The organism is Marivivens marinus, assembly GCF_035969385.1.
In the GTDB taxonomy this organism is placed as follows: Bacteria; Pseudomonadota; Alphaproteobacteria; order Rhodobacterales; family Rhodobacteraceae; genus SELP01.
Map to the genome: position 1 here is coordinate 1 of NZ_JAYKKJ010000007.1, position 26,456 is coordinate 26,456.

The window sequence follows — 26,456 nt, forward strand, 5'->3', positions numbered from 1 at the left end:
CCCAGCCATCGCTGATCCTCCAATTTGCGGGACAAACTATCCCAGTTGGTGGACCACTTTCAGGGGGCTATTCCATCCGGTCATATTCGACTTCGGGGTAGTCGATGTTTGTCCGGTCGAGCGCGGCAAGGTCGATCAGCAGCACGCCAGAGGCATGGTCATAGGAGACGCTGTTGAGGTCGTCGGCCAAAGCGGTGGGAATATAGGTGTCCGACGGGGTATCGGAGTCCGGCGTATCGGCGTTGTCGGCAGCCCCGAAGTTGAACGGCTGCCCGTCGCCGCAGGCTGCCAGGAAGGCAAGGGTGCTCAGGGTCTGAACATCCGGGGCCTCTCTGCTCTGCCTCTTTCGAATTCGGCGTCAGAATCCGCGCCTTGGGGTTGAAAGTCAACGTTGGACTGGTGGTTTCCCCCTTGGGCGGCGCAATGTGCGGCAATTCGGCGTCAAACCACAGCATATGGAGGTTCCGCCACGGCCCCCCGTCACATATAGTGGCGGCTGAATCATTCAGCCGGAGGACCCCCGATGCCCGTCACCCCCGAACAGCAGGCCGAGATCGACGCGCTGCGCGCCAGCCCGAAACAGACCCTGCGGGCCGTGTCCGACGGGATGGAGGCGCATCTTTACAAGGTGAACCCGGTGCTGGACCACGGCTTTGTCCGGGTCATCGATTACATGGGCGACGATGCCGCCATCTGTCAGGCGGCGCGGGTCAGCTATGGCAAGGGCACCAAGTCGGTGCAGAACGACGAAGGGCTGATCCGCTACCTGATGCGGCACTGGCATTCGACCCCCTTCGAGATGTGCGAGATCAAGCTGCATGTCAAACTGCCGGTCTTCGTCGCGCGGCAGTGGATCCGGCACCGGACCGCCAACGTGAACGAATACTCAGCCCGCTATTCGATCCTCGACCGGGAATTCTACATCCCCGAACCGGACGCGCTGGCGGCGCAATCGGTGGTCAACAATCAGGGCCGGGGCGAGGCGCTGTCGGGGGAAGAGGCCGCGCGGGTGCTGGAATACCTCAAGGGCGACGCGGCGCGCTGCTATGACCATTACGAGGAAATGATCGGGCAGGAGGGGCAACAGGGGCTGGCCCGCGAACTGGCCCGGATGAACCTGCCCGCCAACATCTACACCCAATGGTACTGGAAGGTGGACCTGCACAACCTGTTCCACTTCCTGCGACTTCGGGCGGACGCCCACGCGCAATATGAAATCCGGGTCTATGCCGAGGAGATCTGCAAGCTGGTCGCCGATTGGGTCCCCGCCGCCTATGGCGCCTTCGAGGACTACCGGATGGGCGGCGCCACACTCTCCTCCCGCGCGATTGACTGCGTGAAACGTATGCTTAAAGGTGAAGAGGTCACGCAGGAAAGCTCTGGCATGAGCAAGGGCGAATGGCGGGAGTTCATGGAGGTGGTTGAGGGGTGAGATATGTCACCAAATTTTTGGGGGAACACGGTTTTGCCGCAGCTCAACAAGGCAGTTTCAAGTTCGGGACGCTTGAAGAATATCGGTCTTCCGAGAGTGGCCATTCGAGGATGTCCGATGATCGGGAAGGGGTTGCCACGGAGGATTTTCAATTCACTGAGGGGCGTGCGGACGACGTCACCATAGGTGGAATTCGAATATTGAATTGTAATTTCGAGGGCAATAAGATTGATTTCCGCCGAGAGACCCAGAGCAATGCTTTTGTCGCATGTTGCTCTTTCGGGCCATACGACAGGTCAACACATATCAAGATTATCAAAGGACAAGGCGAGTATCAGGGAAATGATGATCTCGGATATTACGTTGTCTATGATCTAGGCAAGCTCTCTGTTGCCCTTCATGACTGGGCTGCAAGAAATTTTCGCTGCAATGTCAAACTTCGTGGCGAGCAAGTCCGATATGCGGAGCGAGCAGTACATGAGGAAATTGGAGTAATAGGTTCCGTTCCGAGCCAGCCTAGTCGGGACGCAATTTGGAATGCGATCTTCGTGAAGCCCCGATTCTACTCTATAGAAAATGAGTTCCGATTTGCGCTATTTCCTGAGAAACTCGATTTTACGAACGGAAAATGGCTAAGCATTTTTGCGGAAAGCCGGGCTATCCAATCGGCGATTTGCCAAACCGGAAGAATATAGCGAAAGAGCAAAGGCAAGCTAGCGAGATTTGTCGCGCTCTAGCGTTGTAATGATGACGCGCATCTTCGATGCGCACGCGCCCGACCCGCCCCCATGGGCGGGCGCGTTCCGCACCCACCCTCGGGCCGGGCGCGTGGGTTTGGGTTTCGGAGGGCGGTGATTAGGTGTCGCGCTTTTCGCGCTTACCACTCGAACCCCTCGACCGTGATCCGCTCCCCCAACATGAACGCATCGGCCACGTGCCGCAGGGGCGAGAGGTCCATATCCGTGCCCCCCGTTTTCACCAGCCGCGCCATCTGCGCGTAGAGCGTCGGGTATTCCCCCAGCGCCCCCTCGGGCCGGGCGACGGGCGTGCCGTTCACCGTCATCTCGGCCCCGCCCTTGTCCAGCACCATCGTGCCTTCCTCCGTCTCGGCCTCGATCCGCCATGCGGGCGCGCCGGGTTCTAGCCAGTCCAGCTCCATCCCCACCTCGGCCCCGCCGGGGTGGTGGAAGGTGCAGCTGGCCGCGATGGGCGTGTGCCGGTTCTCGGGGAACATCAGCCGCGCCCGGGTCAGGTGCACCGGGACCGGCAGGATCTCGGTCAGGATGGACAGGGCGTTGATGCCGGGATCGAACACCCCCAGCCCGCCGGGGTCGAACACCCAATCCTGCCCCGGATGCCATTGCCGCACGTTTTCCTTCCAGGTGATCTGGAGCCGCCGCAGGGTCTTGTCGGCCAGCCATGCCTTGGCCGCGGGCACCATATCGGCCGCCCGCGAATGCCATGTGGCAAACAGGCAGACCCGCTGTTCCGCCGCCAGCGCCGCCAGCGCGTGGCATTCCGCCAGCGTCGCGCCGGGCGGTTTTTCCAGCATCACGTGCCGCCCCGCCGCGATCGCCTGCCGTGCGTAGTCGAACCGCGGCACAGGCGGCAGGCAGAGCGAGACGACCCGCACCTCGGGGTGCGCCTCCAGCATGGCGCCAAGGTCGGTATAGGCCGCGACCCCGTCAACCGTGCCCCGGCGTGACACCGTGGCCGCAAGCGTCCAGTCCGGGCTGTCGGCGATGGCGGGGACGTGCTGATCCACGGCGATCTTGCCGATCCCGACGAGGGCGATGTCCATCAAGGTGATCTCCTGTTCAGTCCTGTCGTATGGTTCGGGCGACCAGCCCGGCCTTCCGCCCATGGGGGCGGAAGGCCGGGGGCTAGTGACTGTCCTTGCCCACGGCCCGCCCCCGGCAGCCGCGCAGGAAGTCAAGGTCGGCCCCGGTGTCCGCCCCCTGCACGTGCTGCTGGTGCAGCCAATCGTAACCGCCTGCCGGTCGGTCGTGCGTCGGGGTCCAGTTCGCCAGCCGTGTGGCCAGTTCCGCCTCGCTGATGTCCAGATGCAGGCGCCGCGCCGCGACGTCCAGTTCGATCATGTCGCCGGTCCGCACCACGGCCAGCGGCCCGCCCGCCGCCGCCTCGGGCGAGGTGTGCAGCACGACCGTGCCATAGGCGGTGCCCGACATCCGCGCGTCCGAGACACGGACCATATCGGTGATCCCCTTCTTCAGCACCTTCGGCGGCAGACCCATGTTGCCCACCTCGGCCATGCCGGGATAGCCCTTGGGGCCGCAGTTCTTGAGGACCATGACGCAGGTTTCGTCGATATCAAGCGCGTCGTCGTTGATCCTGGCCTTGTAGTCGTCGATGTCTTCGAACACGACCGCGCGGCCGCGGTGTTTCATCAGGTGCGGCGAGGCGGCGGAGGGCTTCAGGACCGCCCCGTTTGGCGCGAGGTTCCCTTTCAGCACCGCGATCCCGCCCTGTTGGGTCAGGGCCTTGTCCAGCGGCAGGATCACGTCCTCGTTCCAGTTGGTCACATCCTTGACCTCGTCCCAGATGGTCGCACCAGAGACGGTCAGCGCGTCGCGGTGCAATTGCCCGGCCTCGCCCAACCGTTTCAGCACAACCGGCAGGCCGCCCGCGTAGAAGAACTCTTCCATCAGGTATTTGCCCGAGGGCATGAGGTTGACGATGGTAGCCACGTCGCGCCCGCAACGGTCCCAGTCGTCCAGTGTGATGTCGGCGCCGACCCGGCCCGCAATGGCCAGCAGGTGCACGACCGCATTGGTGGACCCGCCGATGGCGCCATTGGTGCGGATGGCGTTTTCAAAGGCCTGTTTGGTCATGATGTCGGAAGGTTTCAGGTCGTCCTTGACCATCTGCACGATCCGCCGCCCGGACAATTGCGCCATGGTCCGCCGGCGGCTGTCCACCGCCGGGATCGCGGCGTTGCCGGACAGGGCCATCCCCAGCGCCTCGGCCATCGACGCCATGGTGCTGGCGGTGCCCATGGTGTTGCAGGTGCCCGACGACCGGCTCATGGAATTTTCGGCTTCAAGGAATTCCTCGGGCGTCATTTCGCCGGCCTTCACCGCCTCGGAAAACTTCCAGAGGTGGGTGCCGGAGCCAACCCTCTCGCCCCGGAAATAGCCGTTCAGCATGGGCCCACCGGTGACGACGATAGAGGGGATATCGGTCGACGCGGCGGCCATCAGCAGCGAGGGTGTGGTCTTGTCGCAGCCGACCAGAAGCACAGCGCCGTCGATCGGCTGGCCACGCATCTGTTCTTCGATCGAGAGCGCGGCAAGGTTGCGATACATCATCGCTGTGGGGCGGAAGGTGCTTTCCGAGGCCGAGAAGACCGGCACTTCGACCGGGAAGCCGCCGGCCTCCCAGATGCCCGCCTTTACCTTTTCGGCCAGTTCGCGCAGGTGCCCGTTGCAGGGGGTCAGGTCGGACCATGTGTTCATGATGCCGATTATCGGCCGCCCGTCGAACAGGTCGTGCGGGTAGCCCTGATTTTTCAGCCAGCCCCGGTGATAGATCGTGTCGCGTCCGGTGCCTTCGTACCATTCCTGCGACCGAAGACGGCGGGGCCAGGGGGCGGGAGTAAAGCTCATGGGATGTCCTGCTGGTTGCGGGGGATGGGGCAGGGGTAGCAGGCCAAAAGGATAACATTCAATTTCATTATCTGGAGATGTTAATAACAAACATGGTATGTGGGGGCATGACCCTCGCCCATCGCCTGAAACCAACCCATCTGGCCCTGATGCTGCACATCGGGGAAACCGGGCAGTTGCAGCGGGCCGCCGCGCTGTCTGCCATGTCGCAGCCTGCCGCCTCGCGCATCCTGTCCGATGTCGAGCGCCAAGCGGGCGGCCCCCTGTTTGACCGCCACCCCAAAGGCATGGTGCCGACCCCGCTGGGCGAGGTGTTGTTGCGCCACGCGAGCCTTATCCTTGAAGGGTTCGAGGCGATGGAGGCGGACCTGCGCCGCGCGGAGACCGGAGAGGCGGGCCATGTCCGCGTGGGCGCGGTGACCGGCCCTGCCGTCGGTGTTCTGATGCCCGCCGTGCAGGCCGTCCGCGCCGCCGCGCCGGGGATCGAGATGACGATCGAGGTCGCCCCGTCCGTCGATTTGATGCGCGGGTTGTCCGAAGGGCGGTTCGATTTCACCATCGGTCGCCTGCCGCCTGGATATGACGGGCGGGACTATCACCTGCACCCGGCACGGCTCGAGGAGGTTGCGCTGCTGGTCCGGCCCGAACATCCGCTTGCCGGGCAGCGGGGCTTGCCGCTTGGCGCACTGCTGGGCGCGGATTGGGTCATGCAGGAACTGGGCTCGCCGATCCGGCAGGCAGTCGAGGCGGCGTTCACTGCGCGCGGGCTGGAGGTGCCCGCGCGGATCACCAATTCCTCGTCCCTTTTGGTGGCGCTGACCCTGTTGGAGGCGACCGACGTGATCGCCCCCCAGACCGCCGAGGTGGTGCAACTGTTGTCGGCAGGACGGATCGGGGCGCGATTGGTGACGCTGGACCTGACCGATCCGATCGCCGTGTCGCCCTGTTTCGTGATCCGGCCCCGGCATCGCAGGCTGTCCGCCGCGGCGGATCGCCTGCTGCACGCGGTGTTCGAGGCGCTCTGATCTCTATGGCAATTGCCCGCCTGTCGGGCATATGTTCGGGTTAACAATTGGGAGACATGCCGTGACCTATTTGGGAATCGATCTGGGAACCTCGGGCCTGCGGGCGCTGTTGGTGGACGAGGAGGGCAGGACCCTTGGGTCCGCCGAACGGCCCTATGCCCAATCCCATCCGCATCCCGGCTGGTCCGAGCAGGATCCGGCCCTGTGGGTCGCGGCGCTGGACGGGGCCGTGGCCGAGTTGCGCGCCACTTGCCCGCGCTTTGCCGATCTGAAGGGGATCGGCGTTGCGGGGCACATGCATGGCGCGACCCTGCTGGACGGGGCGGGCGCGGTGCTGCGCCCCTGCATCTTATGGAACGACACCCGCAGCCATGCAGAGGCCGCGCGGCTGGACGCGCTGCCGGGCGTGCGGGCCCTGTCGGGCAATATCGTCTTTCCGGGCTTCACCGCGCCCAAACTAGAGTGGGTCCGGACCCACGAGGGGGAGATCTTCGCGCGGGTCGCCAAGGTGCTGTTGCCCGCCGCCTATCTGAATTTCTACCTGACCGGGGACGCCGTGGCCGACATGTCCGACAGCGCGGGCACCTCTTGGCTGGATGTGGGCGCGCGGGACTGGTCGGATGTGCTGCTAGGGGCGGGGCATATGCGCCGCGACCAGATGCCAAGTCTGGTGGAAGGGTCGGACCGGGCCGGGGCGTTGAAGCCCGACATCGCCGCCCGATGGGGTCTGACCGGGCCGGTCGCGGTGGCGGGCGGGGCAGGGGACAACGCGGCGGCGGCCTGTGGCATCGGGGCCCTGTCAGAAGGGCAGGGGTTCGTGTCACTTGGCACCTCGGGCGTGCTTTTGGCCGCACGGGACGGATATGCGCCCGCGCCGGACACGGCGCTGCACACCTTTTGCCACGCGGTGCCGGGGCGCTGGTACCAGATGGGGGTGATGCTGTCGGCCACCGACAGCCTGAACTGGCTGGCCCGGATCACCGGCGACAGTCCCGCCGGGCTGACCCGTGCGCTGGGCGATGACCTGCGCGCGCCGGGCGTGGTGCGGTTCCTGCCCTATCTGTCGGGCGAACGGACGCCCCATAATGATGCGGCCATCCGGGGCAGTTTTACCGGGCTGGCCGGGGCCACCACGCGCGAGGATCTGACCCGCGCGGTGCTGGAAGGGGTGGCCTTTGGCCTGCGCGACAGTCTGGAGGCGCTGAAGGGCACCGGCGCCCATCTGGACCGGGTGTTCGCGATCGGCGGCGGGGCCGCGTCGCGCCTGTGGGTGCGGATGATCGCGTCGGTGCTGAACCTGCCGTTGCACCTGCCCGCCGGGGGCGAGTTCGGCGCGGCGCTGGGCGCGGCGCGGCTGGGTCTGTGTGCCGCGACGGGGACCGCGCCCGAGGCGGTGATGACAGCGCCCGAGGTGGGCGAGACGATTGCTCCGGATGCTGGTCTGGTTGCCGCCTTCGACGACGGCTACGCCGCCTTCCGCGCCGCCTATCCCGCGATCCGGGCGGTGCAATAGCGGCGAGGCCTCCGCAAGTTGCGGTTTTTTGCGCCCGGCGGCACCGCCGGGCTGCGCCTGCCTGCCCCCTCGGCAGGCGCATCAAACGTCGCAACGTGTTGTTTTGGTTTGAATCCATTCTCAGGTCCCGCAAATTGCGGCGTCCTGCCACTGCGCCTACCCAGGCAGGCGCTGCCCTTGGCCTGCAACTTTGGCCTGATATGCAGAGGGCTTTGAAGGGACATGCAACCCTATGGCCAGACGCCCGGCATAGGTGTATTGGGACGCCATGACACAGGATCCGATCACCCGACTGACCATTCGCCGCCCCGATGACTGGCACCTGCACCTGCGCGATGGGGCGATGCTGGAAGGGGTGCTGCCCTATTCCGCGGCCCATTTCGGACGGGCGATCATCATGCCCAACCTTGTGCCGCCCGTGGTCACCGCCGAACAGGCCGCGTCCTATCGCGACCGGATCATGGCGGCGCTGCCCGATGGCATGTCCTTTACCCCGCTGATGACCCTGTACCTGACCGAGGAGACGGACCCGGCGGATGTGGCCCGCGCCCATGCCGAAGGGATCGCCACGGCGGTGAAACTCTACCCGGCGGGGGCGACGACCAACTCTGCCTCGGGCGTGCGCGACTTCGACAAGGTCCGCCCGGTGCTGGAAACCATGGCCGAGATCGGGATGCCCCTCTGCGTGCATGGCGAGGTGACGGACCCGACCATCGACATCTTCGACCGCGAGGCGGTGTTCATCGACCGGGTGCTGAAACCGATCCGCAAGAAAACTCCCGACCTGCGCGTGGTGATGGAACATGTGACCACCCAGAACGCGGTGGATTACGTTCGCGACACGCATAAGAACCTTGCCGCGACGATCACCACCCATCACCTGATCATCAATCGCAACCATATCCTATCGGGTGGAATCAAGCCGCATTACTACTGCCTGCCCGTTGCGAAACGCGAAACCCACCGGATTGCCTTGGTCGAGGCCGCGACCAGTGGCGACAAGCGGTTCTTCCTTGGGACCGACAGCGCCCCGCATACGGACCCGGCCAAGTTGCAGGCCTGCGGCTGCGCGGGCTGCTTTACCGCGCCCAACACACTGTCCTGTCTGGCCGAGGTGTTCGAGGCGGCGGGCAAGCTGAAACAGCTTGAGGCGTTTACCTCGCTCAACGGGCCGCGGTTCTATGGGCTGGAGCCGAACGAGGAGACAGTGAGCTTGGTCAAGGGCGATCCGGTCGACTATCCCGAACGGATCGACACCGGGGCCGGACCGGTCACGGTCTTCGATCCCGGCTTTCCGCTGCACTGGCGGGTCGAAGGGTAGGACGAAGGGCAAAGATATCTGCCGGTCCCCGGCCTCGCGGACAGATCGGCCCTCTGGCCTCTCGACAAACGCGTTGCACACCGTTTGAAATCGCGCGACGCTATGCCTCGCCCGCTGCGGTCTGTCTTGTCCCGACGACCATCAGGAAGCTTGGTTGCATCCCGAAACCTGGGCACCTTGCAGGCACCTGCACCATTGCCGCCCCTTAACATCCCTCGCAAAACCCACTAGACCGCGCGCAGTTCAGAGACAGGAGCCCGCGCCATGATCCCCACCTCGTTCCCGCAGAAAGATGAAATCGCCCGGTTGACCGCCGGAATGCTGATCGAAGTAGGGGCGATCCACTTTAACGCCGCCGAACCTTTTACCCATGCCAGCGGCAAAAAGGCCCCGACCTATGTGGACTGCCGCAAGCTGATCTCTTTCCCGCGCATCCGGTCGACCCTGATGGATTTCCTGTCGGTCACCATCATGCGCGAAGCCGGCTTCGAGGCCTTTGACAATGTGGCGGGCGGCGAGACCGCGGGCATTCCCTTTGGCGCGCTGGTGGCTGACCGGCTGGCCCTGCCGATGACCTATGTCCGCAAGAAGCCCAAAGGTTACGGACGCAATGCCCGGATCGAAGGGGTGATGACCGAAGGCCAGCGGGTGATCCTGGTCGAGGATATGACCACCGATGGCGGGTCGAAACTGTCCTTCGTGGATGCGATCCGCGAGACCGGGGCCACATGTTCCGCCACCGCCGTGATCTTCTTCTATGGGATCCACAAAGGGGTCGAGGAAACGCTGGCCGATCACGGGGTGCAGCTGATCCATCTCTGCACCTGGTGGGACGTGCTGGAGGAAGCCCGGCGGCGCGGGGCCTATGACGCGGAAACGCTGGACGCGGTCGAGGCCTACCTGCGCGACCCGGCGGGCTGGTCAGCGGCGCACGCCTGATATTTGGCAGCACTGGCCCTTCGCAGAAAGGCCACACGCCGACCGCCCCCATGGGCGGCGCGTTCCGCGCCACCCGCGGTCGGCTTGCACTAAAATGACCAAGGTCGCCAAATCTTTTCCACAGCCCTGTGCACAATTCGGACCGGAGAATCGCCTAAGCGCGTACCGCCCTTGTGCATCTTGTGACAAATGCGGCGGGTTCTGCTATATCTGGTGCTGGGACGGCGCGGCCCGAGTTGTCCACAAGACTATCCATAGGGCTATCCACCAGGATACCAAAGTGGCGCAAATGACATCCGCCCGCTATGACACGCCCAAGGAAAGTCGGGGCAGGACATGAACGAGATCACGGTCTTCAATGCAAGCGGCACGGATGAGGCGAGCGCCGATGCGATGCCGCATTCCATCGAAGCGGAACAGCAGCTTCTGGGCGCGATCCTGACCAACAACGACATCTTTGACCGGGTCGCCGCGATCATCGGGCCAAAGCATTTCTACGAACCCGTCCATGCCCGCATCTTTGAAACCGCCTCTGCGCGGATTTCCAAGAACGCGCTGGCGTCCCCGGTCACGCTCAAGACTTTCCTTGAGGACGACGAGGGGCTGAAGGAACTGGGCGGCCCCGCCTATCTGGCCCGCCTTGCGGGGGCGGCGATTTCCGCCTTTGCCGCGCGCGACTATGCCCAGATGATCTATGACCTTGCCGTGCGGCGCGAGTTGATCCGGCTGGGGCAGGATATTTCCGGACGCGCCGCCAAGGTCGAGGTTGCCAGCGACCCGAAAGAGCAGATCGTCGCCGCCGAACAGGCGCTGTACCAGCTGGCCGAGCAAGGCACGTCCGAGGGCGGGTTCCAGAGTTTTCTGAAGGCGGTGACCGATGCGGTCAATGTCGCCAACGCGGCCTACCAGCGGGAAGGCGGGCTTGCGGGCGTCTCCACCGGCCTGATCGACATGGACAAGATGCTGGGCGGTCTACACAAGTCCGACCTTCTGATCCTTGCCGGTCGTCCGTCGATGGGGAAAACCTCGCTTGCCACCAACATCGCCTTCAACGTGGCCAAGGCCTATCGCAAGGGCAAGCTGCCGGACGGGTCCGAGGGGGCCGTGGACGGTGGCGTGGTCGGGTTCTTCAGCCTTGAAATGAGCGCTGAACAGCTGGCGGGCAGGATCTTGGCCGAGGCGTCGGAAATCTCGTCGCACAAGATCCGGCAGGGCGATATGGACGAAGGCGAGTTCCGCCGCTTTGTCGATGCCGCCAAGCAGTTGGAAGCCTGCCCGCTGTTCATCGACGACACCGCCGCGATTCCGATTGCGCAGCTTGCCGCCCGGGCGCGGCGGCTGAAGCGGACCCACGGGCTGGACCTGCTGATCGTGGACTACTTGCAGCTGGTGCGCGGCATGTCCGACAACCGGGTGCAGGAGATTGGCGAGATTTCCATGGGTCTGAAGGCCATCGCCAAGGAATTGAACATCCCTGTCATCGCCCTGTCCCAGCTGTCGCGTCAGGTGGAAAGCCGGGATGACAAGCGCCCGCAGCTGTCCGACCTGCGGGAATCCGGGTCGATCGAGCAGGACGCCGACGTGGTCATGTTCGTGTTCCGCGAGGAATACTATATCGAAAGAGACAAGCCTTCGGAAACTGATAGCTCGATGGAAGGTCAGCAAAAATACAATGACTGGGCGGAAAGGCTAAAGGCAGCTGGCGGTATCGCTGAGGTCATCATCGGCAAGCAGCGACATGGTCCAATCGGGACAGTCAAATTGAGCTTTGAGGCCCAATACACGCGATTTGGAAACCTTGAGCAACAGCGTGCCGCACCAGACGGCGACTTCGGCTAGGGCCGGTGCGCGGGCGGCACCCAATCGGCAGTGTCGCGGTTCCAGAACCGGTTGGGGTTATCCTCGTCCTGACCGCGCCGGTGCAGGGTTCTGCTTGCTGGCCAAAGGGTTATGACCGGTTCTTCGTATGGATGTGCCGCGTAGATCGCGGCAACGACCGCGGGGGCTTGTTCCGTCTTCAGGAATATTCGCAATTCGATGCAAGGCACGCTGACCGGGGACGGCGTTGCCGCGTTCCGCCCGCTGCCCAAGGATCGGAAGTCCTGCCGCCCTTCGGCACTGGCGAAACTGACCGCGTCATAGTCGCCCCAAGTCAGCGGGGCCGCGTTCCGGATGGCGTTCAGGACCCTTGCTTCGGCCTCAGCCGGAACCTGACAGGCCAGCATCAGCCCGGATTCGACGTCATAGCGGGCAGTTGAGGGGATCATGCGCCCAATTCCAATTCGGTTCGCAGCCAAAGCCGCCCGGTTTCGGTCACCGTGATTGCGCGGCCTGTTCCGCGACGGATGGCATCAGTTCCTTCCAATCTCCGGAACAGGGCTGTGGCAAATGGGCCGGAAAAATGGGGGTGTCGTTCGGACCAATCCAGACAGGGCCGCATCGGGCCGTGCCTGATGCCCTGCGCCGTGGCCCATGTCCGCCCATGTGGGGTCAGCGCCGGGCTGGTCAGGTCAGTGACAAATCCACGGGCGACCAGCGCATCGGCCATCGCAACCCCCAGCCGCCCGGCAAGGTGGTTGTAGCAGCATCGCGCCTCTCGTTCGGCCGCCGGGGCGCGGTGCAGGGCAGGGCGTGTGACAGCGGTTTTCAGGGGGAGTACCGAGAGGGATTCAAGCATCTCTGCCACCTCTGGCCCCGCGATCCGATGATAGGTGAACCGCCCCAACCGTTCCGCGATGACCAGCCCCGTCGCCGACAGCTGGGCCAGATGCCCGCTGGCGGTCTGGGCCGAGATGCCGGCGCCGATGCGCACGATCTGCGGGTCTGTGTTCATGGCCCGACCCTAACACCCCCGCGCGCCTGAATTGCAGCGGAATTGATACGGTCCTGGCCGAACTGATGCCGATGCGCGGGCCGGGTGTTGCTTCCCCCTTGCCGCCCCGTGCCCTGCCTGCCAAAAGGCGGACCATGACTGCTGGTATCCTTTCGATTGATCTGGACGCGATTGCCGCGAACTGGGCCGCGCTTGACGCCAAGACCGGGGTGGAAACCGCCGCCGTGGTAAAGGCCAATGGCTATGGGCTGGACGCGGGCCGTGTCGCGGGCCGTTTGTATCATGCAGGCGCGCGCCGGTTTTTTGTCGCCGTGGCCGAGGAAGGCGCGGCCGTCCGCGCCGCTGTTGGCGATGACGCGCATATCTACGTCTTTTCTGGCCATTGCCGGGGCGACACGGAAATGATCGGCGATCTGGGCCTGATCCCGATGTTGAATTCCATGGATCAAATGACCCGCCATTTCGAAAGCCTGCCGGGCCACCCGTTCGGGGTGCAGCTGGACACCGGCATGAACCGGCTGGGCATGGAGTGGGACGAATGGGCGCCTGTCGCCCCGATCGCGCTGGACCAGGGGCCGCAGCTTCTAATCAGCCATCTGGCCTGTTCGGACGAACCCGACCATCCGATGAACCCCTATCAGCTGGACCTGTTCCGCCGGATGACCGACGGCACCGGCGTGCCACGGTCGCTGGCGGCGACGGGGGGGATCCTTCTGGGCAAGGACTATCATTTCGACCTGTGCCGCCCCGGCGTCGGCCTCTATGGTGGCCACCCCTTTGTCGAGGCGCGACCGGTGGTGCGACTGGACCTGCCGGTGATTCAGATCCGCGATCTGGCCGAAGGCGAGGTCGTGGGCTACGGCAACAGCTGGCAGGCGGAACGGCCCAGCCGGATTGCCACGCTGGCGGCGGGCTATGCCGACGGTATCCTGCGGGCCCTGTCTAACGGCGCGACCCTTTGGCACGGCAAGACGCCTTGCTCCCTTGTGGGGCGGGTGTCGATGGATCTTCTGACCATCGACGTCACCGATCTGGATGAGGCGCCCCGCGCCCTGACCCTTCTGGGGCCGCGCCAGACCGTGGACGATCTGGCAGAGGCTGCGGGCACCATCGGCTACGAAATCCTGACCTCGCTCGGCCATCGCTACCAGCGGCGGTATACCACGTCATGATCCGGGCGCTGGCCTCTGTCGGGGCGGGGGTGCTTGCCCTTCTGGCCGTGGTCGGACGGTTCGCGATCTTCACTGGCCAAACGCTCAGCCACCTGTTCCGCCCGCCGTTCTACCCGCGCGAATTTGGCGTGGCGCTGATGCAGATCGGCTACTTCTCGCTTCCGGTCGTGGGGCTGACAGCGCTGTTCACCGGCGGGGCGCTGGCCCTGCAGATCTATGCCGGCGGCGCGCGCTTCTCGGCCGAGGCGGTGGTGCCGCAGATCGTCGCCATCGGCATGGTCCGCGAATTGGGGCCGGTGCTGGTTGGGCTGATGATCGCGGCGCGGGTCACATCCTCTATCGCTGCCGAAATCGCGACGATGAAAGTGACCGAACAGATCGACGCGCTGGTCACGCTCTCCACCCATCCGATGAAATACCTGACCCTGCCACGGGTGCTGGCCGCCACGCTGGTGATGCCGGTTCTGGTCGGCGTGGGTGACGTGATCGGGATCTTTGGCGGGTTTCTGGTGGGGACGGAACGGCTGGGCTTCAACGCGGCGACCTATCTGAAGAACACCGCCGATTTCCTTGAACCGCTGGACGTGATCTCCTCGCTGTCCAAAGGGGCGGTGTTCGGGTTCATCGCCGCGCTGATGGGCTGCTATTTCGGGATGAATTCGGCGCGGGGCGCAATGGGCGTGGGCCGGGCGACGAAAGGGTCGGTGGTGGCCGCCGCCGTGCTGATCCTTGCCGCGAACTTCCTTCTGACAGAGGCGTTCTTTTCCGCATGATCGAGCTTCGGGATGTTCATAAGGCCTTTGGCAGCAACCACGTCCTGCGGGGGATGAACCTGACCGTCACCTCGGGCGAAAGCATGGTGGTGATCGGTGGGTCGGGGTCCGGCAAATCGGTTCTCTTGAAGAACATCCTTGGTCTTATCCAGCCGGACAGTGGCCAGATCCTGATCGACGGGCAGGATGTGACCCAATTGCCCCGCGATGCCTTTCTTGCGCGGTTTGGGATGCTGTTTCAGGGGGGCGCTCTGTTCGACAGCCTGCCGGTCTGGCAGAACGTGGCCTTTCGGCTGCTGCGCGGGTCGCTGAAACGGCCAAGGGACGAGGCACGGGAGATCGCCATTGAAAAGTTGCGGCGCGTTGGGCTGGGCCCGGACGTGGCCGACCGGTTCCCGGCGGAACTGTCGGGAGGGATGCAAAAACGGGTCAGCCTTGCCCGCGCCATCGCCGCCGAGCCCGAGATCATCTTTTTCGACGAACCCACCACCGGCCTTGATCCGATCATGGCGGGCGTCATCAACGACCTGATCCGCGAGATCGTGACCGAGATGGGCGCGACCGCCATCACCATCACCCATGACATGACCAGCGTCCGGGCCATCGCCGACCGGGTGGCGATGCTGCACAACGGGAAAATGCGCTGGGTCGGGCCGATCGCTGATCTCGACACCTGTGGCGACCCCTATGTGACGCAATTTGTCTCGGGCAGCCCTGACGGGCCGATCGAGACCTTGCGCTAAGAGGGGCCGCGATCTAGGCTCGTCCGAGTAATTGATATTGGGCCGATGCCGTCCGGCGAGTCGTTGCCTCTTGTTTTTGAGATATGACCAAAATCATGTGCGGTTGCGGGCCAGAGATCAGCGAAACCGTTCTGATGACCAAGAACATCCTTGAGGCAGTGATCTTGGCCTCGGCGCCTTTTGGCGCGGCGGCGGCGCTGGTGTCCTCGGTCATCCTTCTGAAGGGTCCGCGGCGGGTTATCAGCATGGCGATGCTTGGGATCATGGTTCTGGCGGCGGTTATCGGGTTCAGCCCTTTTGGCATGTTCGATTTCTTGTCGTATCAGGTCGAAAACAGCTTCATCAGTCTTTCCGTGATCGTGTTTGTCGGGTTGGGGGCCGTTGCCTTGACATATTGGCCAAGCCAAAGCCGCTGGATCAACTGGCCCCTGCTGTCGGGGACCGGGTTGTCGATGGCGGCAGCGGCGGCAATTGTTCATTTTCCAAATTTCTGAGTCTGAACAATGCTGAATTTGATCGGTGAAAGGCCATTGATATGTTTGAAGCCTCGTTTCTGAGGGATCTGGCGAATTGGGCGTTGCTGGCTCCGTTTGCCGGGCTTGGGATTTCACTTTTGGCGGCAACCCGCCTAGAACCAGGGCCAAGACGACGGATCAGCCTTGTGATGCTTGTCCTTGCGGTCCTGAGTCTGGGGTTGTTCCTGCATAACCCGCTGGTCTCATACGAAGCAAAATGGCGACATGCCGAGAACGTCGGTTTTTCACTGTTGATGCTGGTTCTCTTCCTGCAGCTTCTTGCAATGATCTATTGGCCGGTCAGATCCGCCTGGGTGAACAGGCCCGTTCTGATCGGGCTCGCGATTTGTTTCCTTGCGGGAGTTGTTCTTTCCTTTGTGGAATGGTGGTGACGACGTGACAGGAAATACGCTGAAATTCGCCAATCTTTCCCTGTTGGTCCTGTTCCCCGTGGCCTGGTTCGCGCCGCTGATGCGGGCGGGGCTGGGGCTGCCGCTGTTTGACCTGAGCGAGATCAGCGTCATCTCGGGATTGCAGAGCCTGTGGGACAGCGATGTGTTCCTTGCGCTTCTGGTCACGGCTTTTGCGCTGTTCGCGCCCTATCTGAAAACCATCGGGCTGGCGCTGATGCATTTCGGGCTGCTGCACCGCAAGGTGCTGCCGGTGCTGAACTGGATGGGCAAGCTGGCGATGGCGGATATCTTTTTGATCGCGCTTTATATCGTCGTCGCCAAAGGTGTTGGCATCGGCAAGGTGGAAACCGCCTGGGGGCTTTACCTCTTCACCGGCTGTATCCTCGCCTCGCTCGCCATCTCGGCATTCAGCGGCAAGGCGAAGGGCGGGGCGGTGGGTTAAAACCCACCTTACGAAGGGGCTCTGCCCCTCTGCCCCTTTCGGGCCATTCACCCCGGGATATTTATTGACCCAAAGAAGGGGGCTGGACCGGGCGTCCATTCTACTTTGGGTTAGAAATATCCTCTGGGGGCCATGAATGATCTGGTGGGGGGCGAAGCGCCCCCGGGTAAGGTGGGTCTTGACCCACCACCCCTTGCGGATTGCCAAGCGGGCGACATTGGTCCAAAAGGTGAACATGGCCAAAGATCTTTCCTATGTCTGTTCCGAATGCGGGGCCGCGTTTTCCAAGTGGTCGGGCCGCTGTGACGCCTGCGGTGCGTGGAACACCATCACCGAGGAAAAGCCGCTGTCCGCCGGTCCTGCGTCGAAATCCCTTGGCGGCAAACGGGGGCAGGCCCTGACCCTGACCGATCTCGCGACCGAGGAACCCGACCCGCCCCGCACCGAGGCGGGCGTGGCCGAACTGGACCGGGTGCTGGGTGGCGGGTTGGTCAAGGCCTCGGCCCTTTTGGTCGGCGGCGATCCCGGCATCGGAAAATCCACGCTGTTGTTGCAGGCGGCGGCGCGGTTTGCGCGCAACGGGCTGAAGGTCATCTATGTCTCGGGCGAGGAATCGGCGGCGCAGGTGCAGATGCGTGCCCGCCGTCTGGGCCTGACCGAAAGCCCGGTGCAATTGGCCGCGGAAACCAACCTGCGCAACATCCTGACCACGCTGGAGGCGGAAAAGCCCGATCTGGCGATCATCGATTCGATCCAGACCATGTGGGCCGATAACGTGGACAGCGCGCCGGGGTCGGTGTCTCAGGTCCGCGCCTCGGCCCATGAGCTGACCACATTCGCGAAACGCCACGGCATCGCGGTGGTCATGGTCGGCCATGTCACCAAGGAAGGGGCCATTGCCGGCCCCCGCGTGGTCGAACATATGGTCGATACCGTCCTCTATTTCGAGGGCGAGCGCGGCCATCAGTTCCGCATCCTGCGCGCGGTGAAGAACCGCTTTGGACCGGCCGATGAAATCGGCGTGTTCGAGATGACGGGCAAAGGGCTGGCCGAGGTCAAGAACCCCTCGGCCCTGTTCCTGTCCGAACGGGGCAAGCCCGCGCCCGGCTCTGTCGTCTTTGCGGGCATCGAAGGCACCCGCCCGATGCTGTGCGAGTTTCAGGCCCTTGTCGCCCCGTCCCCCACGGCCCAGCCCCGGCGCAGCGTGGTCGGCTGGGATGGCGGGCGGCTGGCGATGATCCTTGCGGTGCTCGAGGCGCGCTGCGGCGTCACCTTCACCGGGCTTGATGTCTATCTGAACGTCGCGGGCGGATTGCGGATCAGCGAACCGGGGGCCGATCTGGCCGTGGCGGCAGCACTTGTTTCTGCCCGCGAGGACGCGGCATTGCCCCCTGATTGTGTCATATTCGGCGAAATCAGCCTGTCTGGCGCCCTTCGCCCGGTGGTCCAGACCGAAAATCGGTTGAAAGAAGCGCAAAAACTTGGTTTCACCTCGGCCATCCTGCCGGAACTGCCCAAGCGGGCGTCGGCTGCCGGACTGTCGCTGCGGGAAACCGCCGATCTTGCCGGTTTTGTGGAACAGGTATTCGGTCCGCGGCAGGCGGGCTGAAGGGACAAGAGGGACATATGGAAGGCTTTACCATCATCGACGGTGTCGTCGCGGTCACGATCATCGTCTCCGCCCTTCTGGCCTACAGCCGCGGCCTTGTGCGCGAGGCATTGGCCATCGCGGGCTGGATCGGGGCCACCATCGTGGCCTTTATCTTTGCGGACCAAGTGCAGCCGCTAGTCAAGCAGGTGCCGGTCCTGGGCGATTTCATCGGCGACAGCTGTGAATTGTCGGTGATCGCGGCCTTTGCGGCGGTCTTTGCCGTGGCCCTTGTGATCTTCTCGATCTTCACGCCGCTCTTTGCTTCGGTGGTGCAGCGCTCGGCGCTGGGCGGGCTGGATCAGGGGCTTGGGTTCCTCTTTGGCGTGCTGCGCGGCATTCTCCTCGTGGCGGTGGCCTTCTTCCTTTACGACACGATCCTGTCCAGTCAGGACCTTGCCATGGTGGATGACAGCCGGTCGGCCAAGATTTTCCGCGGCATGACCACCAGTGTCGAGGATCAGAACCCCGAGGCGGCGCTGGGCTGGATCCAGTCGCAATATGATCAGCTGGTCGGGGCCTGTTCGGTCGAATAAATGTCCACAATAAGGGCAGGGATATGGGGCCGCATCTGCGGCCCTTTGCTTTTGTGATCGGTTTGCATGTGATAGTTTGATGACATGCCCCGCCCGACCGACTATCAGGGGCGCAACTGCCCCAGACGGATTCGGAGCCCGACCCCGTGCGCACACAAATGCCCCCCGCCCATCCTTTCGACGACGACAAGCTGAAGGAGGAGTGCGGGATCTTCGGCGCCATTGGCGTTGCCGACGCGGCCAGTTTCATCGCGCTTGGCCTTCACGCCCTGCAACATCGCGGGCAAGAGGCCGGCGGGATCGTGACCCACGACCCCGAGACCGGCTTCAATCAGGCCCGCCGCATGGGCTATGTCCGTGACAATTTCACCAGCGCCGAGGTGATGCAGCTTTTGCCGGGCACCATCGGCATCGGCCACGTCCGCTATTCCACCGCAGGCAACAAAGGCCAGACCGCGATCCGTGACGTTCAGCCCTTCTTTGGCGAGTTTTCCATGGGCGGCGCGGCGATTGCCCATAACGGCAATATCACTAACGCCGACGCGCTGCGCCGCGAGCTGGTCGAACGCGGGTCGATCTTCCAGTCCTCGTCGGACAGCGAATGCATCATCCACTTGATGGCCCGGTCCATGGGCCGGTCGATCCCGGACCGCATGGAAGAAGCACTGCGCAAGGTCGAAGGCGCGTTTTCCGTCGTCGCCATGACCCGGACCAAGCTGATGGGGGTCCGCGACCCGCTGGGCGTGCGTCCGCTGGTCCTTGGCAAAGTCGGGGAAAAGGGCTGGGCCCTTGCCTCCGAGACCTGCGCATTGGACATCATCGGCGCCGAGTTTGTGCGCGAGATCGAGCCGGGCGAGATGGTCGTGATCAACACCGAGGGCAAGGTCGAAAGCAACTTCCCGTTCCGGCCGCAGAAGTCGCGGTTCTGTATCTTCGAACATGTCTATTTCTCGCGCCCCGACAGCATTCTCGGTGGCCGGTCGGTCTATGAGACCCGTGAAAACATCGGTCGTGAACTGGCCAAGGAAGCCCCGGTCGAGGCCGATTTGGTCTGCCCGGTGCCCGACAGCGGCACGCCCGCGGCCATCGGATACAGCCTGCAATCGGGTATTCCCTATGCGATGGGGATCATCCGCAACCAGTACATGGGCCGGACCTTCATCGAACCGACCGAGCAGATCCGCAACATGGGTGTGCGGCTGAAGCTGAACGTCAACCGCGCCCTGATCAAGGGCAAGCGGGTGATCCTCGTGGACGACAGCGTGGTACGCGGCACCACCAGCCGCAAGATCAAGGAGATGATCCTTGATGCGGGCGCGGCCGAGGTGCATTTCCGCATCGCCTCTCCGCCGACGGCCTGGCCCTGTTTCTACGGGGTGGATACGCCGCAGCGTGAAAAGCTGCTTGCCGCGACCATGAGCGAGGAAGAGATGTGCAAGCATCTGGGCGTCGACAGCCTGCGCTTCATCTCGCTCGACGGGCTGTATCGGGCCGTGGGCGAGGCCGGGGGGCGCGACCCCAAGGCACCGGCCTATTGCGACGCCTGCTTCTCGGGCGAATACCCGGTGGCGCCGTCGGACATGATCGAAAAAGGGTTCGAACTGAAGGCAGCGGAATAGCGGCCCGACGCGTCGGAGCACATTCCTTGCCGTCTTGGCGCGGGCGCCAGCCCGGGCCGCGCCCGACCCTCCCCCCGGGAGGGCGCATTGGCGATGTAGTGCGCAGCCAGCGCGACGCGTTTTTGCTGAAGGTCAGGCCCAAGCCAATCGCAGGACCGTGCCCACCCAGGGTCGGGCGCGGCCCTTGCTGTCAAACCGCCGGTTTTACCTGCATCAGCGCCATGACATCGGCCATTTCCGGGCCGCGTGCCTGACCGGTCACGGCCTTGCGCAGGGGCATGAACAGCCCCTTGCCCTTGCGGCCCGTCGCTTCTTTGACAGCCCCAGTCCAGCTGCCCCAGGTTTCAGCGGTGTAGGGCGGTTCGCCCAGCATCGACAGGGCGGTGGCCACGAACTCTGCGTCTTCTTCCGCCACGTCCGCCTGCGCCTTGCCGGTGAACACGTCCCACCACGGGGCCATGTCCGACAGGTAGGTGATGTTTTCGCGCACGACCGACCAGAACTGTTCGGCCACCGTGTCCGGCACGCCAAGGGCGGCCACGTCACCGGCAACGGTCGCGAAGGGCTTTGCTGCGTTCACACGCGCGGTCAGCGGTTCCAGATCGGCGGGGTCAAATTTCGTGGGCGCCGCGCCGAATTTGCTCACGTCGAAACCCGCCACGACCTCGGACAGGTCGCCGCGCAGTTCAACCGGGTCCGACGACCCCAGCCGCGCCATCAGCGAGGTGATCGCCATCGGTTCGATCCCCTGTTCACGCAGGTCGCGCAACGCAAGGTTACCCAGCCGCTTGGACAGCTTTTCACCGTCCGGCCCGGTCAGCAGGGAATGGTGCGCGAAGCGGGGCACCGCACCCCCCAGCGCCTGAATGATCTGGATCTGGGTCGCGGTGTTGGTCACGTGGTCGGACCCGCGCACGACGTCGGTGATCCCAAACTCCGTGTCATCCACGACCGAGGCGAGGGTATAGAGGATCTGGCCGCTGTCCTTGATCAGCACCGGGTCGGATACGCTGGCTGCGTCGATCGAGATCGGGCCGAGAATGCCGTCCTCCCATTCGATCCGTTCCCAGTCGAGCTTGAACCGCCAGTGGCTGCCGCCGCGTTCTTCGCGCAGCCGGTTCTTTTCGTCCTCGGACAGGTTCAACGCGGCGCGGTCATAGACCGGCGGCTTGCCCATGTTCAGCTGTTTCTTGCGCTTGAGGTCCAGTTCGGTCGGAGTCTCGAAACATTCATACAGCCGGCCCATCTCGATCAGCTTTTCCTTGGCCGCAAGGTAGCGGTCCAACCGTTCGGACTGCCGCTCGATCCGGTCCCAGTCAAAGCCAAGCCAAGTCAGACTGTCCTTGATCCCGTCCACGTATTCTTCCTTCGACCGTTCCTGATCGGTGTCGTCGATCCGCAGGATGAAGGTGCCGCCGTTCTGCCGGGCGATGGCATAGTTCATCAGCGCGGCGCGCAGGTTGCCGATGTGCAGCCAACCGGTGGGCGAGGGGGCGAAACGTGTCGTGGTCATGGGTCTGGTCTCCTGTCGCGCTTGGCTCTTTCATACCGTAGCGTTTTTGTCCATATCCGGCGCATGGACTTCACCGCGCCCACCTGTGACGAGATCGAGGAATTGGCCCGCGAAACCGTGGCGCAATTCCCCGATGTCTTTCGTGCGGCGGCCAAGGCGGTCGCGATCCGCGTGGCAGAATTCCCGGACGCAGAGATGCTGGCCGGGCTGGAGATGGACGACCCGTTCGAGCTGACCGGCCTTTATGACGGCATCCCGCTAACCCAGAAATCCAGCTTTGACCAACCCGAGGGGCCGGATGTGGTCTGGCTGTTCCGTCGCCCGATATTGGATGAATGGGCCGGGCGGGGGGATGTGACCCTTGCCGACCTCGTGTCCCATGTGACGGTGCACGAGTTCGCCCATCACTTTGGCTGGTCGGATGCGGATATCGCCGCGATAGACCGTTGGTGGGAATGATCCCGGCGCAAATGCGCAGGGGTTCTATGCAGAAATGCTGACTGGCCGGACCTTCGGACCGCGCTAGGCTTCTTTCCCGGGTAACGCCTTATCTGGGAGGTTTGAAATGAAACTGACACGTCGACAGGCCATCAAGGCCGGGGCCGCGCTGCCCTTTGCAGCCGCTACTGCCACGGTGCCGGGCGCGGGGGCCGCCATGGGCCATGCCGCCCGCCTGCCGCAGTCCCGCGATTTCACCCTTGGCGATTTCAAGGTGACGACCCTTCTGGCCGGGTCGCGCCGGGTCGAGAACCCGAAGGGCATCTTCGGCCTCAACGTCGATGACGACACCTTTGCCGAAGTCAGCGCGGCGGCCCACATCCCGACCGATGTGGCGCAGTTCTTCTTTACCCCGACCGTGGTCAACACCGGGTCCGAGGTGATCCTGTTTGACACCGGGCTGAACGCCGGTGGCCTGTTGGATGCGCTGGCGGGTGCCGGATATGCGGCGGGGGATGTCACCCATGTGGTCATCACCCACATGCACGGCGACCATATCGGCGGGCTTGCGGATGACGCGGGCAACCCGACCTTCCCCGATGCGGCCTATGTGACGGGGCAGGCAGAGTTCGATCATTGGGACATGTCCGGCAACGAAGGGTTCGAGGCCAAAGTGCGGCCGCTGGCCGACCGCTTTACCTTTCTTGGGGACGGCGGGGCGGTCCGGTCTGGTATCACCGCCGTAGCCGCATACGGGCACACGCCAGGCCATATGGGCTATATGCTGGAATCGAACGGCGAACAGCTATTGGTGATGGCCGATACCGCGAACCACTACGTCTGGTCGCTTGCCTATCCCGACTGGGAGGTCCGGTTCGACATGGACAAGACCGCCGCCGCTGAAACCCGCAAGCGGCTTCTGGGCATGGCCGCCGCCGACAAGGTTCCGCTGATCGGCTATCATATGCCGTTCCCGGGCCTCGGCTATGTGGACACGCGCGGCGAGGGCGGGTTCCACTTTGTCCCGCATAGCTATCAATTGATGTAGGCCGACCTTGGCATCGGGGCCGAAACCGGGCATATGTTAGCGCCAACAGAATCCCGGAGGCCCCGATGCGCCCGATCCTTGCGGTCACGCTTAACCCTGCGCTTGATATCGCCACCTCGGTCAACCATGTGACCGCAGGGGTGAAGCTGCGGTGTGGTGCACCGCAGATGGACCCCGGCGGCGGCGGGCTGAACGTGGCCCGCGCGATCCATCTGTTGGGTGGGCAGGCCACGGCCTTTGTGGCGCTGGGTGGCCATACCGGGCAGAAACTGCGGGAACTGATCGAAACGGCAGGTTTGACGCTGGTGGTGCATCCCGCGCCGGGCGAGACCCGGCAAAGCCTTGCCGTCACCGACGAGGGGCTGGGCGATCAATACCGGTTCATGCTGCCGGGGCCGGAGTGGGGCACGGCGGACCTTGCCAAGGCGTCCGAGGCGATCACGGCCGCATCCCCGGCCGACGCCATTGTCGTCCTGTCGGGCAGTGGGCCGCTGGGGGCCGCCCCTGACCTCTACCTTGATCTTTGCGCGGCGCTGGACGGCGACGGGCGGGATGTGATCGTCGATACCTCGGGCGCGGCCCTGCACCGGCTGGCCGAGGGGCAACACAAGATCAAGCCGTGGATCTTGCGGATGGATCAGGGCGAGGCCGAGGGGCTTGCCGGCCATGCGTTGCGGTCGAACGAGGAAACCGCCGCCTTTGCCCGCTACCTGCTGGTGCGCGGCGTGGCCGAAACCGTGATCATCGCGCGTGGCGCGCATGGGTCGGTTCTGGTGAATGCGGATGAAAGCCTAGCGGTCAAGGCGGCGACCGTCCCGGTCCGCAGCCGGGTCGGCGCGGGCGACAGTTTCGTCGGCGGTTTCGTCAAGGCGCTGGCCGAAGGCAAACCCCTGCGCGAGGCGCTGTCCTGGGGATCGGCCACCGCGTCGGCGGCGGTGATGACCGAAGGCACTGAACTTTGCCGCCCCGAGGATGCAGAGCGGTTGCTGGCGGAATCCCCCGTGACCCCGGTTCAGGTGGGCTGAACCGGCCAGCGGCTGTTCAGGTCGTCCAGACCGGCGCGGATCAGCTCTTCCAGAACAGCCAGGTCCACATCGGCCAGCTTGGTGATGTAAAGGCAGGATTTGCCCTTCTTCCACTTGCCCAGCCGGTCAAGGATCGGGCCGAAATCCGTGTAGCCCGGCAGGATGTAGATCACCTGGTTCGCCTTGCGTGGGGAGAATCCGGTGGCAAGGAAATCCCCCTCGCGCCCGCTGTCATAGCGATAGTGGTATCGGCCGTATCCGATGATCGACGGCCCCCACATGCGCGGTTTGAAGCCGGTGACACGACGGAACAGGGTGTCCAGAACCTGCGCGTCTTCCCGCCGCTGCGGATGATCCACGGCGGCGATGAAATCGGCGGGGTTGGTCGCGGTCACTTGGGTCTTGTTCTGGGCCATGTTCCGCAGCCTAGCACGGGTTGGCCCGCCGCTCTAGCGGAAGGCAGGACCATGCGCCCAGATAGTCAGCGAATGGCGTTCGCCGCGCGTCACCGGGGTGACCCGGTGCAGCATGTAGCTGGGAAACAGGGTTGCGGTGCCGCGCGTCTTCGGCGCCTCGACCGCGTGACTTGAGGGCATGATTTCCAGCGTGCCGCCGTCATACCCCTCGGGCTCCGACAGTTGTACCACCATCGTCAGCTTGCGTTTCGACGCCAGTTGTCCGTCGCCAATATCGGAATGCCATGTGAAATGGCCCTCGCGTTCGGCGCCATAGCGGGCGACCTGCGCGCTTTCGGAAAAATCGGTGAGGGCAAAGTCAAAGACATCGCGGTTGGCGATCCGCACCACGTCGATGATCCGGTCCATGACCCAATCCGCGCCTTCCACATCGTCCAGCCAGACCAGATCCGCACGGCGCAGATTGTGGTCGCGGGCCTGTCCGACAAGACGCGCATCCGACGCTTCGGCGGCGCGGGCGATGGCAACGATACGGTCGCAATCGGTGGCGGAAAACGCGGCATCGACCGAATGGATGGCGATCATGGAAAGGGTCCGTCCTGAGTGAAGGAAGACCCCGCCTAGGGCCGGACCTGATACCGATCTTGTCTGTTTTCGACCTGAAGGTCTGTTTGCGCCCTAAATCCGCGTCAGCCCATGATCCGCTCGCGCAGGCTGCGGTGGCTGACAATCGGGCCTTGGTCGAAACTGTCCGTTGCCTTGCGCGTCGCCGGAACCGGGCGCGGGGCGCGGTGTGACCGGGCCGGGGTTGGCTGTGCCGTTGGTTCTGCGGTCTTGGGGGTGGCAAACAGATCGTCAAAGACCTTGTTCTTCGCGGCGTCAATGTCCTTATCCACCGGCTTCTGGTGCCGTGCCAGCAGGGCGCGCGCGGTCGAGGCACCGGCGGCATTCAGGATTTCGTCGGCCATTTCCCCGGCGGGGCCGTTCAAATGGGTCCAGCGGATCTGGATCTTCTTGGCAAAGACCTTGCCCTTGCCGACCTTCACCTCGACCCATTTCGTCGTGGGAATCCACCAGATGCGCAGGGTCCGCACCTGCACGCCCTGAAGATCGGACCACGGCCGTTTCGATTTCCCCATGACCGAGAACCCTTCCTCGTCCGCATAAAAGCTCGGTGCGGGACGCCAGAGGGCAAAGGCACAGGTGGCCGTGGCCCAAAGCCCGAACAGAAGCGACGCGCCGCCGATCAACGGGGAAAAGGCATCGGTCCCGCCCGAACCATTGGCAGCGCCGGCCATCAGGGCCTTGCCGAACAGGGCAAACCCGATCCCGATCCCGACGCCTGTGATCAGGTTCTGTTTGCGCGGAAAAAGAACAATGGCCATGAATGCCTCCCTCAAAATTCGTCCAAGGGTTGCAGGGGCATTCCGGCCGATTTCGACCGCATTCTGGGTATTTTTGGGGCG

General features: G+C 64.0%; 28 protein-coding genes. 19 read left to right on the forward strand and 9 right to left on the reverse strand.

The window, feature by feature from the left end; all coding sequences use genetic code 11:
• Positions 1 to 67: 67 nt before the first annotated feature.
• Positions 68 to 190: a hypothetical protein gene (locus U3648_RS11620; RefSeq protein WP_420859400.1), complete on the reverse strand. Its 123-nt coding sequence runs from the start codon at positions 188 to 190 to the stop codon at positions 68 to 70.
• Between the two features lie 333 nt (positions 191 to 523).
• On the opposite strand from U3648_RS11620, the gene thyX reads away from it, so the two are divergent.
• Both thyX and U3648_RS11630 read left to right on the forward strand, forming a co-directional pair.
• The gene (thyX, locus tag U3648_RS11625; protein ID WP_420859401.1) at positions 524 to 1,432 is read left to right on the forward strand and encodes an FAD-dependent thymidylate synthase; all 909 of its coding nucleotides are present in this window, start codon (positions 524 to 526) and stop codon (positions 1,430 to 1,432) included.
• Positions 1,429 to 2,127: a hypothetical protein gene (locus tag U3648_RS11630; protein WP_420859402.1), complete on the forward strand. Its 699-nt coding sequence runs from the start codon at positions 1,429 to 1,431 to the stop codon at positions 2,125 to 2,127. Before thyX ends, U3648_RS11630 begins: the two co-directional genes overlap by 4 nt.
• Before the next feature lie 182 nt (positions 2,128 to 2,309).
• Here the strand turns inward: U3648_RS11630 and U3648_RS11635 are convergent, their stop codons facing one another.
• The gene (locus tag U3648_RS11635; RefSeq protein WP_420859403.1) at positions 2,310 to 3,233 is read right to left on the reverse strand and encodes a Gfo/Idh/MocA family protein; all 924 of its coding nucleotides are present in this window, start codon (positions 3,231 to 3,233) and stop codon (positions 2,310 to 2,312) included.
• A gap of 82 nt (positions 3,234 to 3,315) precedes the next feature.
• Positions 3,316 to 5,058, reverse strand: a complete 1,743-nt coding sequence (araD, locus tag U3648_RS11640; protein ID WP_420859404.1) for an L-arabinonate dehydratase — start codon at positions 5,056 to 5,058, stop codon at positions 3,316 to 3,318.
• Positions 5,059 to 5,165: 107 nt separating this feature from the next.
• Between araD and U3648_RS11645 the strand changes: the two genes are divergently transcribed.
• The 5 genes from U3648_RS11645 to U3648_RS11665 all read left to right on the forward strand — a co-directional run bounded on the left by U3648_RS11645 (position 5,166) and on the right by U3648_RS11665 (position 11,695).
• Entirely contained in the window at positions 5,166 to 6,083 is a 918-nt protein-coding gene (locus U3648_RS11645; protein ID WP_420859405.1) for a LysR family transcriptional regulator, read from the forward strand.
• 61 nt (positions 6,084 to 6,144) lie between these two features.
• Entirely contained in the window at positions 6,145 to 7,596 is a 1,452-nt protein-coding gene (xylB, locus tag U3648_RS11650) for a xylulokinase (protein ID WP_420859406.1), read from the forward strand.
• 268 nt (positions 7,597 to 7,864) lie between these two features.
• Positions 7,865 to 8,917, forward strand: a complete 1,053-nt coding sequence (gene pyrC, locus U3648_RS11655; protein ID WP_420859407.1) for a dihydroorotase — start codon at positions 7,865 to 7,867, stop codon at positions 8,915 to 8,917.
• A 264-nt stretch (positions 8,918 to 9,181) separates the two neighbouring features.
• Positions 9,182 to 9,856, forward strand: a complete 675-nt coding sequence (locus U3648_RS11660; protein ID WP_129679567.1) for an orotate phosphoribosyltransferase — start codon at positions 9,182 to 9,184, stop codon at positions 9,854 to 9,856.
• A gap of 336 nt (positions 9,857 to 10,192) precedes the next feature.
• On the forward strand, positions 10,193 to 11,695 hold the full coding sequence (locus U3648_RS11665; RefSeq protein ID WP_420859408.1) for a replicative DNA helicase: 1,503 nt from the start codon (positions 10,193 to 10,195) through the stop codon (positions 11,693 to 11,695).
• Here U3648_RS11665 and U3648_RS11670 read toward each other — a convergent pair.
• Positions 11,692 to 12,123 carry a YqfO family protein gene (locus U3648_RS11670; protein ID WP_420859409.1) on the reverse strand — a complete coding sequence of 144 codons (432 nt, stop codon included), beginning with the start codon at positions 12,121 to 12,123 and terminating at the stop codon, positions 11,692 to 11,694. The genes U3648_RS11665 and U3648_RS11670 overlap by 4 nt on opposite strands.
• Positions 12,120 to 12,689 carry an ArsR/SmtB family transcription factor gene (locus U3648_RS11675; protein ID WP_420859410.1) on the reverse strand — a complete coding sequence of 190 codons (570 nt, stop codon included), beginning with the start codon at positions 12,687 to 12,689 and terminating at the stop codon, positions 12,120 to 12,122. The genes U3648_RS11670 and U3648_RS11675 overlap by 4 nt, the downstream gene beginning before the upstream one ends.
• A gap of 134 nt (positions 12,690 to 12,823) precedes the next feature.
• Here U3648_RS11675 and alr point away from each other — a divergent pair, with 134 nt between their 5' ends.
• The 9 genes from alr to purF all read left to right on the forward strand — a co-directional run bounded on the left by alr (position 12,824) and on the right by purF (position 20,550).
• Positions 12,824 to 13,861: an alanine racemase gene (gene alr, locus U3648_RS11680; RefSeq protein ID WP_420859411.1), complete on the forward strand. Its 1,038-nt coding sequence runs from the start codon at positions 12,824 to 12,826 to the stop codon at positions 13,859 to 13,861.
• Positions 13,858 to 14,634 (forward strand): MlaE family ABC transporter permease, encoded by a 777-nt coding sequence (locus tag U3648_RS11685; RefSeq protein ID WP_420859412.1) that lies wholly within the window; start codon positions 13,858 to 13,860, stop codon positions 14,632 to 14,634. The genes alr and U3648_RS11685 overlap by 4 nt, the downstream gene beginning before the upstream one ends.
• The gene (locus U3648_RS11690) at positions 14,631 to 15,377 is read left to right on the forward strand and encodes an ABC transporter ATP-binding protein (RefSeq protein ID WP_420859413.1); all 747 of its coding nucleotides are present in this window, start codon (positions 14,631 to 14,633) and stop codon (positions 15,375 to 15,377) included. Before U3648_RS11685 ends, U3648_RS11690 begins: the two co-directional genes overlap by 4 nt.
• An 83-nt stretch (positions 15,378 to 15,460) precedes the next feature.
• Positions 15,461 to 15,871: a hypothetical protein gene (locus U3648_RS11695; protein WP_420859414.1), complete on the forward strand. Its 411-nt coding sequence runs from the start codon at positions 15,461 to 15,463 to the stop codon at positions 15,869 to 15,871.
• 41 nt (positions 15,872 to 15,912) lie between these two features.
• A complete protein-coding gene (locus U3648_RS11700) occupies positions 15,913 to 16,284 on the forward strand; it encodes a hypothetical protein (RefSeq protein ID WP_420859415.1) in 372 nt (123 codons plus the stop codon).
• A gap of 4 nt (positions 16,285 to 16,288) precedes the next feature.
• Complete coding sequence (locus U3648_RS11705) at positions 16,289 to 16,747, forward strand: paraquat-inducible protein A (protein ID WP_420859416.1); 459 nt, start codon at positions 16,289 to 16,291, stop codon at positions 16,745 to 16,747.
• 235 nt (positions 16,748 to 16,982) lie between these two features.
• The gene (gene radA, locus U3648_RS11710; RefSeq protein ID WP_420859417.1) at positions 16,983 to 18,356 is read left to right on the forward strand and encodes a DNA repair protein RadA; all 1,374 of its coding nucleotides are present in this window, start codon (positions 16,983 to 16,985) and stop codon (positions 18,354 to 18,356) included.
• A 17-nt stretch (positions 18,357 to 18,373) separates the two neighbouring features.
• Complete coding sequence (locus U3648_RS11715; RefSeq protein ID WP_420859418.1) at positions 18,374 to 18,931, forward strand: CvpA family protein; 558 nt, start codon at positions 18,374 to 18,376, stop codon at positions 18,929 to 18,931.
• A gap of 158 nt (positions 18,932 to 19,089) precedes the next feature.
• Entirely contained in the window at positions 19,090 to 20,550 is a 1,461-nt protein-coding gene (gene purF, locus U3648_RS11720) for an amidophosphoribosyltransferase (protein WP_420859419.1), read from the forward strand.
• 190 nt (positions 20,551 to 20,740) lie between these two features.
• On the opposite strand, the gene gltX is transcribed toward purF, so the two are convergent.
• Positions 20,741 to 22,063 (reverse strand): glutamate--tRNA ligase, encoded by a 1,323-nt coding sequence (gltX, locus tag U3648_RS11725; protein ID WP_420859420.1) that lies wholly within the window; start codon positions 22,061 to 22,063, stop codon positions 20,741 to 20,743.
• A 63-nt stretch (positions 22,064 to 22,126) separates the two neighbouring features.
• Here gltX and U3648_RS11730 point away from each other — a divergent pair, with 63 nt between their 5' ends.
• The 3 genes from U3648_RS11730 to U3648_RS11740 all read left to right on the forward strand — a co-directional run bounded on the left by U3648_RS11730 (position 22,127) and on the right by U3648_RS11740 (position 24,574).
• Positions 22,127 to 22,522 (forward strand): metallopeptidase family protein, encoded by a 396-nt coding sequence (locus U3648_RS11730; RefSeq protein ID WP_420859421.1) that lies wholly within the window; start codon positions 22,127 to 22,129, stop codon positions 22,520 to 22,522.
• A gap of 106 nt (positions 22,523 to 22,628) precedes the next feature.
• Positions 22,629 to 23,549 (forward strand): MBL fold metallo-hydrolase, encoded by a 921-nt coding sequence (locus tag U3648_RS11735; protein WP_420859422.1) that lies wholly within the window; start codon positions 22,629 to 22,631, stop codon positions 23,547 to 23,549.
• 65 nt (positions 23,550 to 23,614) lie between these two features.
• Positions 23,615 to 24,574 carry a 1-phosphofructokinase family hexose kinase gene (locus U3648_RS11740; protein ID WP_420859423.1) on the forward strand — a complete coding sequence of 320 codons (960 nt, stop codon included), beginning with the start codon at positions 23,615 to 23,617 and terminating at the stop codon, positions 24,572 to 24,574.
• Here the strand turns inward: U3648_RS11740 and U3648_RS11745 are convergent.
• From U3648_RS11745 to U3648_RS11755, 3 genes are all read right to left on the reverse strand, one after another.
• A complete protein-coding gene (locus U3648_RS11745) occupies positions 24,562 to 24,990 on the reverse strand; it encodes a DUF1801 domain-containing protein (RefSeq protein WP_420859424.1) in 429 nt (142 codons plus the stop codon). The two genes, U3648_RS11740 and U3648_RS11745, sit on opposite strands and share 13 nt — an antisense overlap.
• A gap of 33 nt (positions 24,991 to 25,023) precedes the next feature.
• Entirely contained in the window at positions 25,024 to 25,575 is a 552-nt protein-coding gene (locus U3648_RS11750) for a 2OG-Fe(II) oxygenase (RefSeq protein ID WP_420859425.1), read from the reverse strand.
• Positions 25,576 to 25,679: 104 nt separating this feature from the next.
• Positions 25,680 to 26,375 (reverse strand): hypothetical protein, encoded by a 696-nt coding sequence (locus U3648_RS11755; RefSeq protein ID WP_420859426.1) that lies wholly within the window; start codon positions 26,373 to 26,375, stop codon positions 25,680 to 25,682.
• Positions 26,376 to 26,456 lie beyond the last annotated feature (81 nt).

What these genes read in the sequence shown, in the direction of transcription:
- thyX (WP_420859401.1), top strand. Translation starts at nt 524, where the DNA reads ATGCCCGTCACCCCCGAACAGCAGGCCGAGATCGACGCGCTGCGCGCC.
- U3648_RS11635 (WP_420859403.1), bottom strand. Translation starts at nt 3,233, where the DNA reads ATGGACATCGCCCTCGTCGGGATCGGCAAGATCGCCGTGGATCAGCAC.
- araD (WP_420859404.1), bottom strand. Translation starts at nt 5,058, where the DNA reads ATGAGCTTTACTCCCGCCCCCTGGCCCCGCCGTCTTCGGTCGCAGGAA.
- U3648_RS11645 (WP_420859405.1), top strand. Translation starts at nt 5,166, where the DNA reads ATGACCCTCGCCCATCGCCTGAAACCAACCCATCTGGCCCTGATGCTG.
- pyrC (WP_420859407.1), top strand. Translation starts at nt 7,865, where the DNA reads ATGACACAGGATCCGATCACCCGACTGACCATTCGCCGCCCCGATGAC.
- U3648_RS11660 (WP_129679567.1), top strand. Translation starts at nt 9,182, where the DNA reads ATGATCCCCACCTCGTTCCCGCAGAAAGATGAAATCGCCCGGTTGACC.
- U3648_RS11665 (WP_420859408.1), top strand. Translation starts at nt 10,193, where the DNA reads ATGAACGAGATCACGGTCTTCAATGCAAGCGGCACGGATGAGGCGAGC.
- U3648_RS11670 (WP_420859409.1), bottom strand. Translation starts at nt 12,123, where the DNA reads ATGATCCCCTCAACTGCCCGCTATGACGTCGAATCCGGGCTGATGCTG.
- U3648_RS11675 (WP_420859410.1), bottom strand. Translation starts at nt 12,689, where the DNA reads ATGAACACAGACCCGCAGATCGTGCGCATCGGCGCCGGCATCTCGGCC.
- alr (WP_420859411.1), top strand. Translation starts at nt 12,824, where the DNA reads ATGACTGCTGGTATCCTTTCGATTGATCTGGACGCGATTGCCGCGAAC.
- U3648_RS11685 (WP_420859412.1), top strand. Translation starts at nt 13,858, where the DNA reads ATGATCCGGGCGCTGGCCTCTGTCGGGGCGGGGGTGCTTGCCCTTCTG.
- U3648_RS11690 (WP_420859413.1), top strand. Translation starts at nt 14,631, where the DNA reads ATGATCGAGCTTCGGGATGTTCATAAGGCCTTTGGCAGCAACCACGTC.
- U3648_RS11695 (WP_420859414.1), top strand. Translation starts at nt 15,461, where the DNA reads ATGACCAAAATCATGTGCGGTTGCGGGCCAGAGATCAGCGAAACCGTT.
- U3648_RS11700 (WP_420859415.1), top strand. Translation starts at nt 15,913, where the DNA reads ATGTTTGAAGCCTCGTTTCTGAGGGATCTGGCGAATTGGGCGTTGCTG.
- radA (WP_420859417.1), top strand. Translation starts at nt 16,983, where the DNA reads ATGGCCAAAGATCTTTCCTATGTCTGTTCCGAATGCGGGGCCGCGTTT.
- U3648_RS11715 (WP_420859418.1), top strand. Translation starts at nt 18,374, where the DNA reads ATGGAAGGCTTTACCATCATCGACGGTGTCGTCGCGGTCACGATCATC.
- purF (WP_420859419.1), top strand. Translation starts at nt 19,090, where the DNA reads ATGCCCCCCGCCCATCCTTTCGACGACGACAAGCTGAAGGAGGAGTGC.
- gltX (WP_420859420.1), bottom strand. Translation starts at nt 22,063, where the DNA reads ATGACCACGACACGTTTCGCCCCCTCGCCCACCGGTTGGCTGCACATC.
- U3648_RS11730 (WP_420859421.1), top strand. Translation starts at nt 22,127, where the DNA reads ATGGACTTCACCGCGCCCACCTGTGACGAGATCGAGGAATTGGCCCGC.
- U3648_RS11735 (WP_420859422.1), top strand. Translation starts at nt 22,629, where the DNA reads ATGAAACTGACACGTCGACAGGCCATCAAGGCCGGGGCCGCGCTGCCC.
- U3648_RS11740 (WP_420859423.1), top strand. Translation starts at nt 23,615, where the DNA reads ATGCGCCCGATCCTTGCGGTCACGCTTAACCCTGCGCTTGATATCGCC.
- U3648_RS11745 (WP_420859424.1), bottom strand. Translation starts at nt 24,990, where the DNA reads ATGGCCCAGAACAAGACCCAAGTGACCGCGACCAACCCCGCCGATTTC.
- U3648_RS11750 (WP_420859425.1), bottom strand. Translation starts at nt 25,575, where the DNA reads ATGATCGCCATCCATTCGGTCGATGCCGCGTTTTCCGCCACCGATTGC.
- U3648_RS11755 (WP_420859426.1), bottom strand. Translation starts at nt 26,375, where the DNA reads ATGGCCATTGTTCTTTTTCCGCGCAAACAGAACCTGATCACAGGCGTC.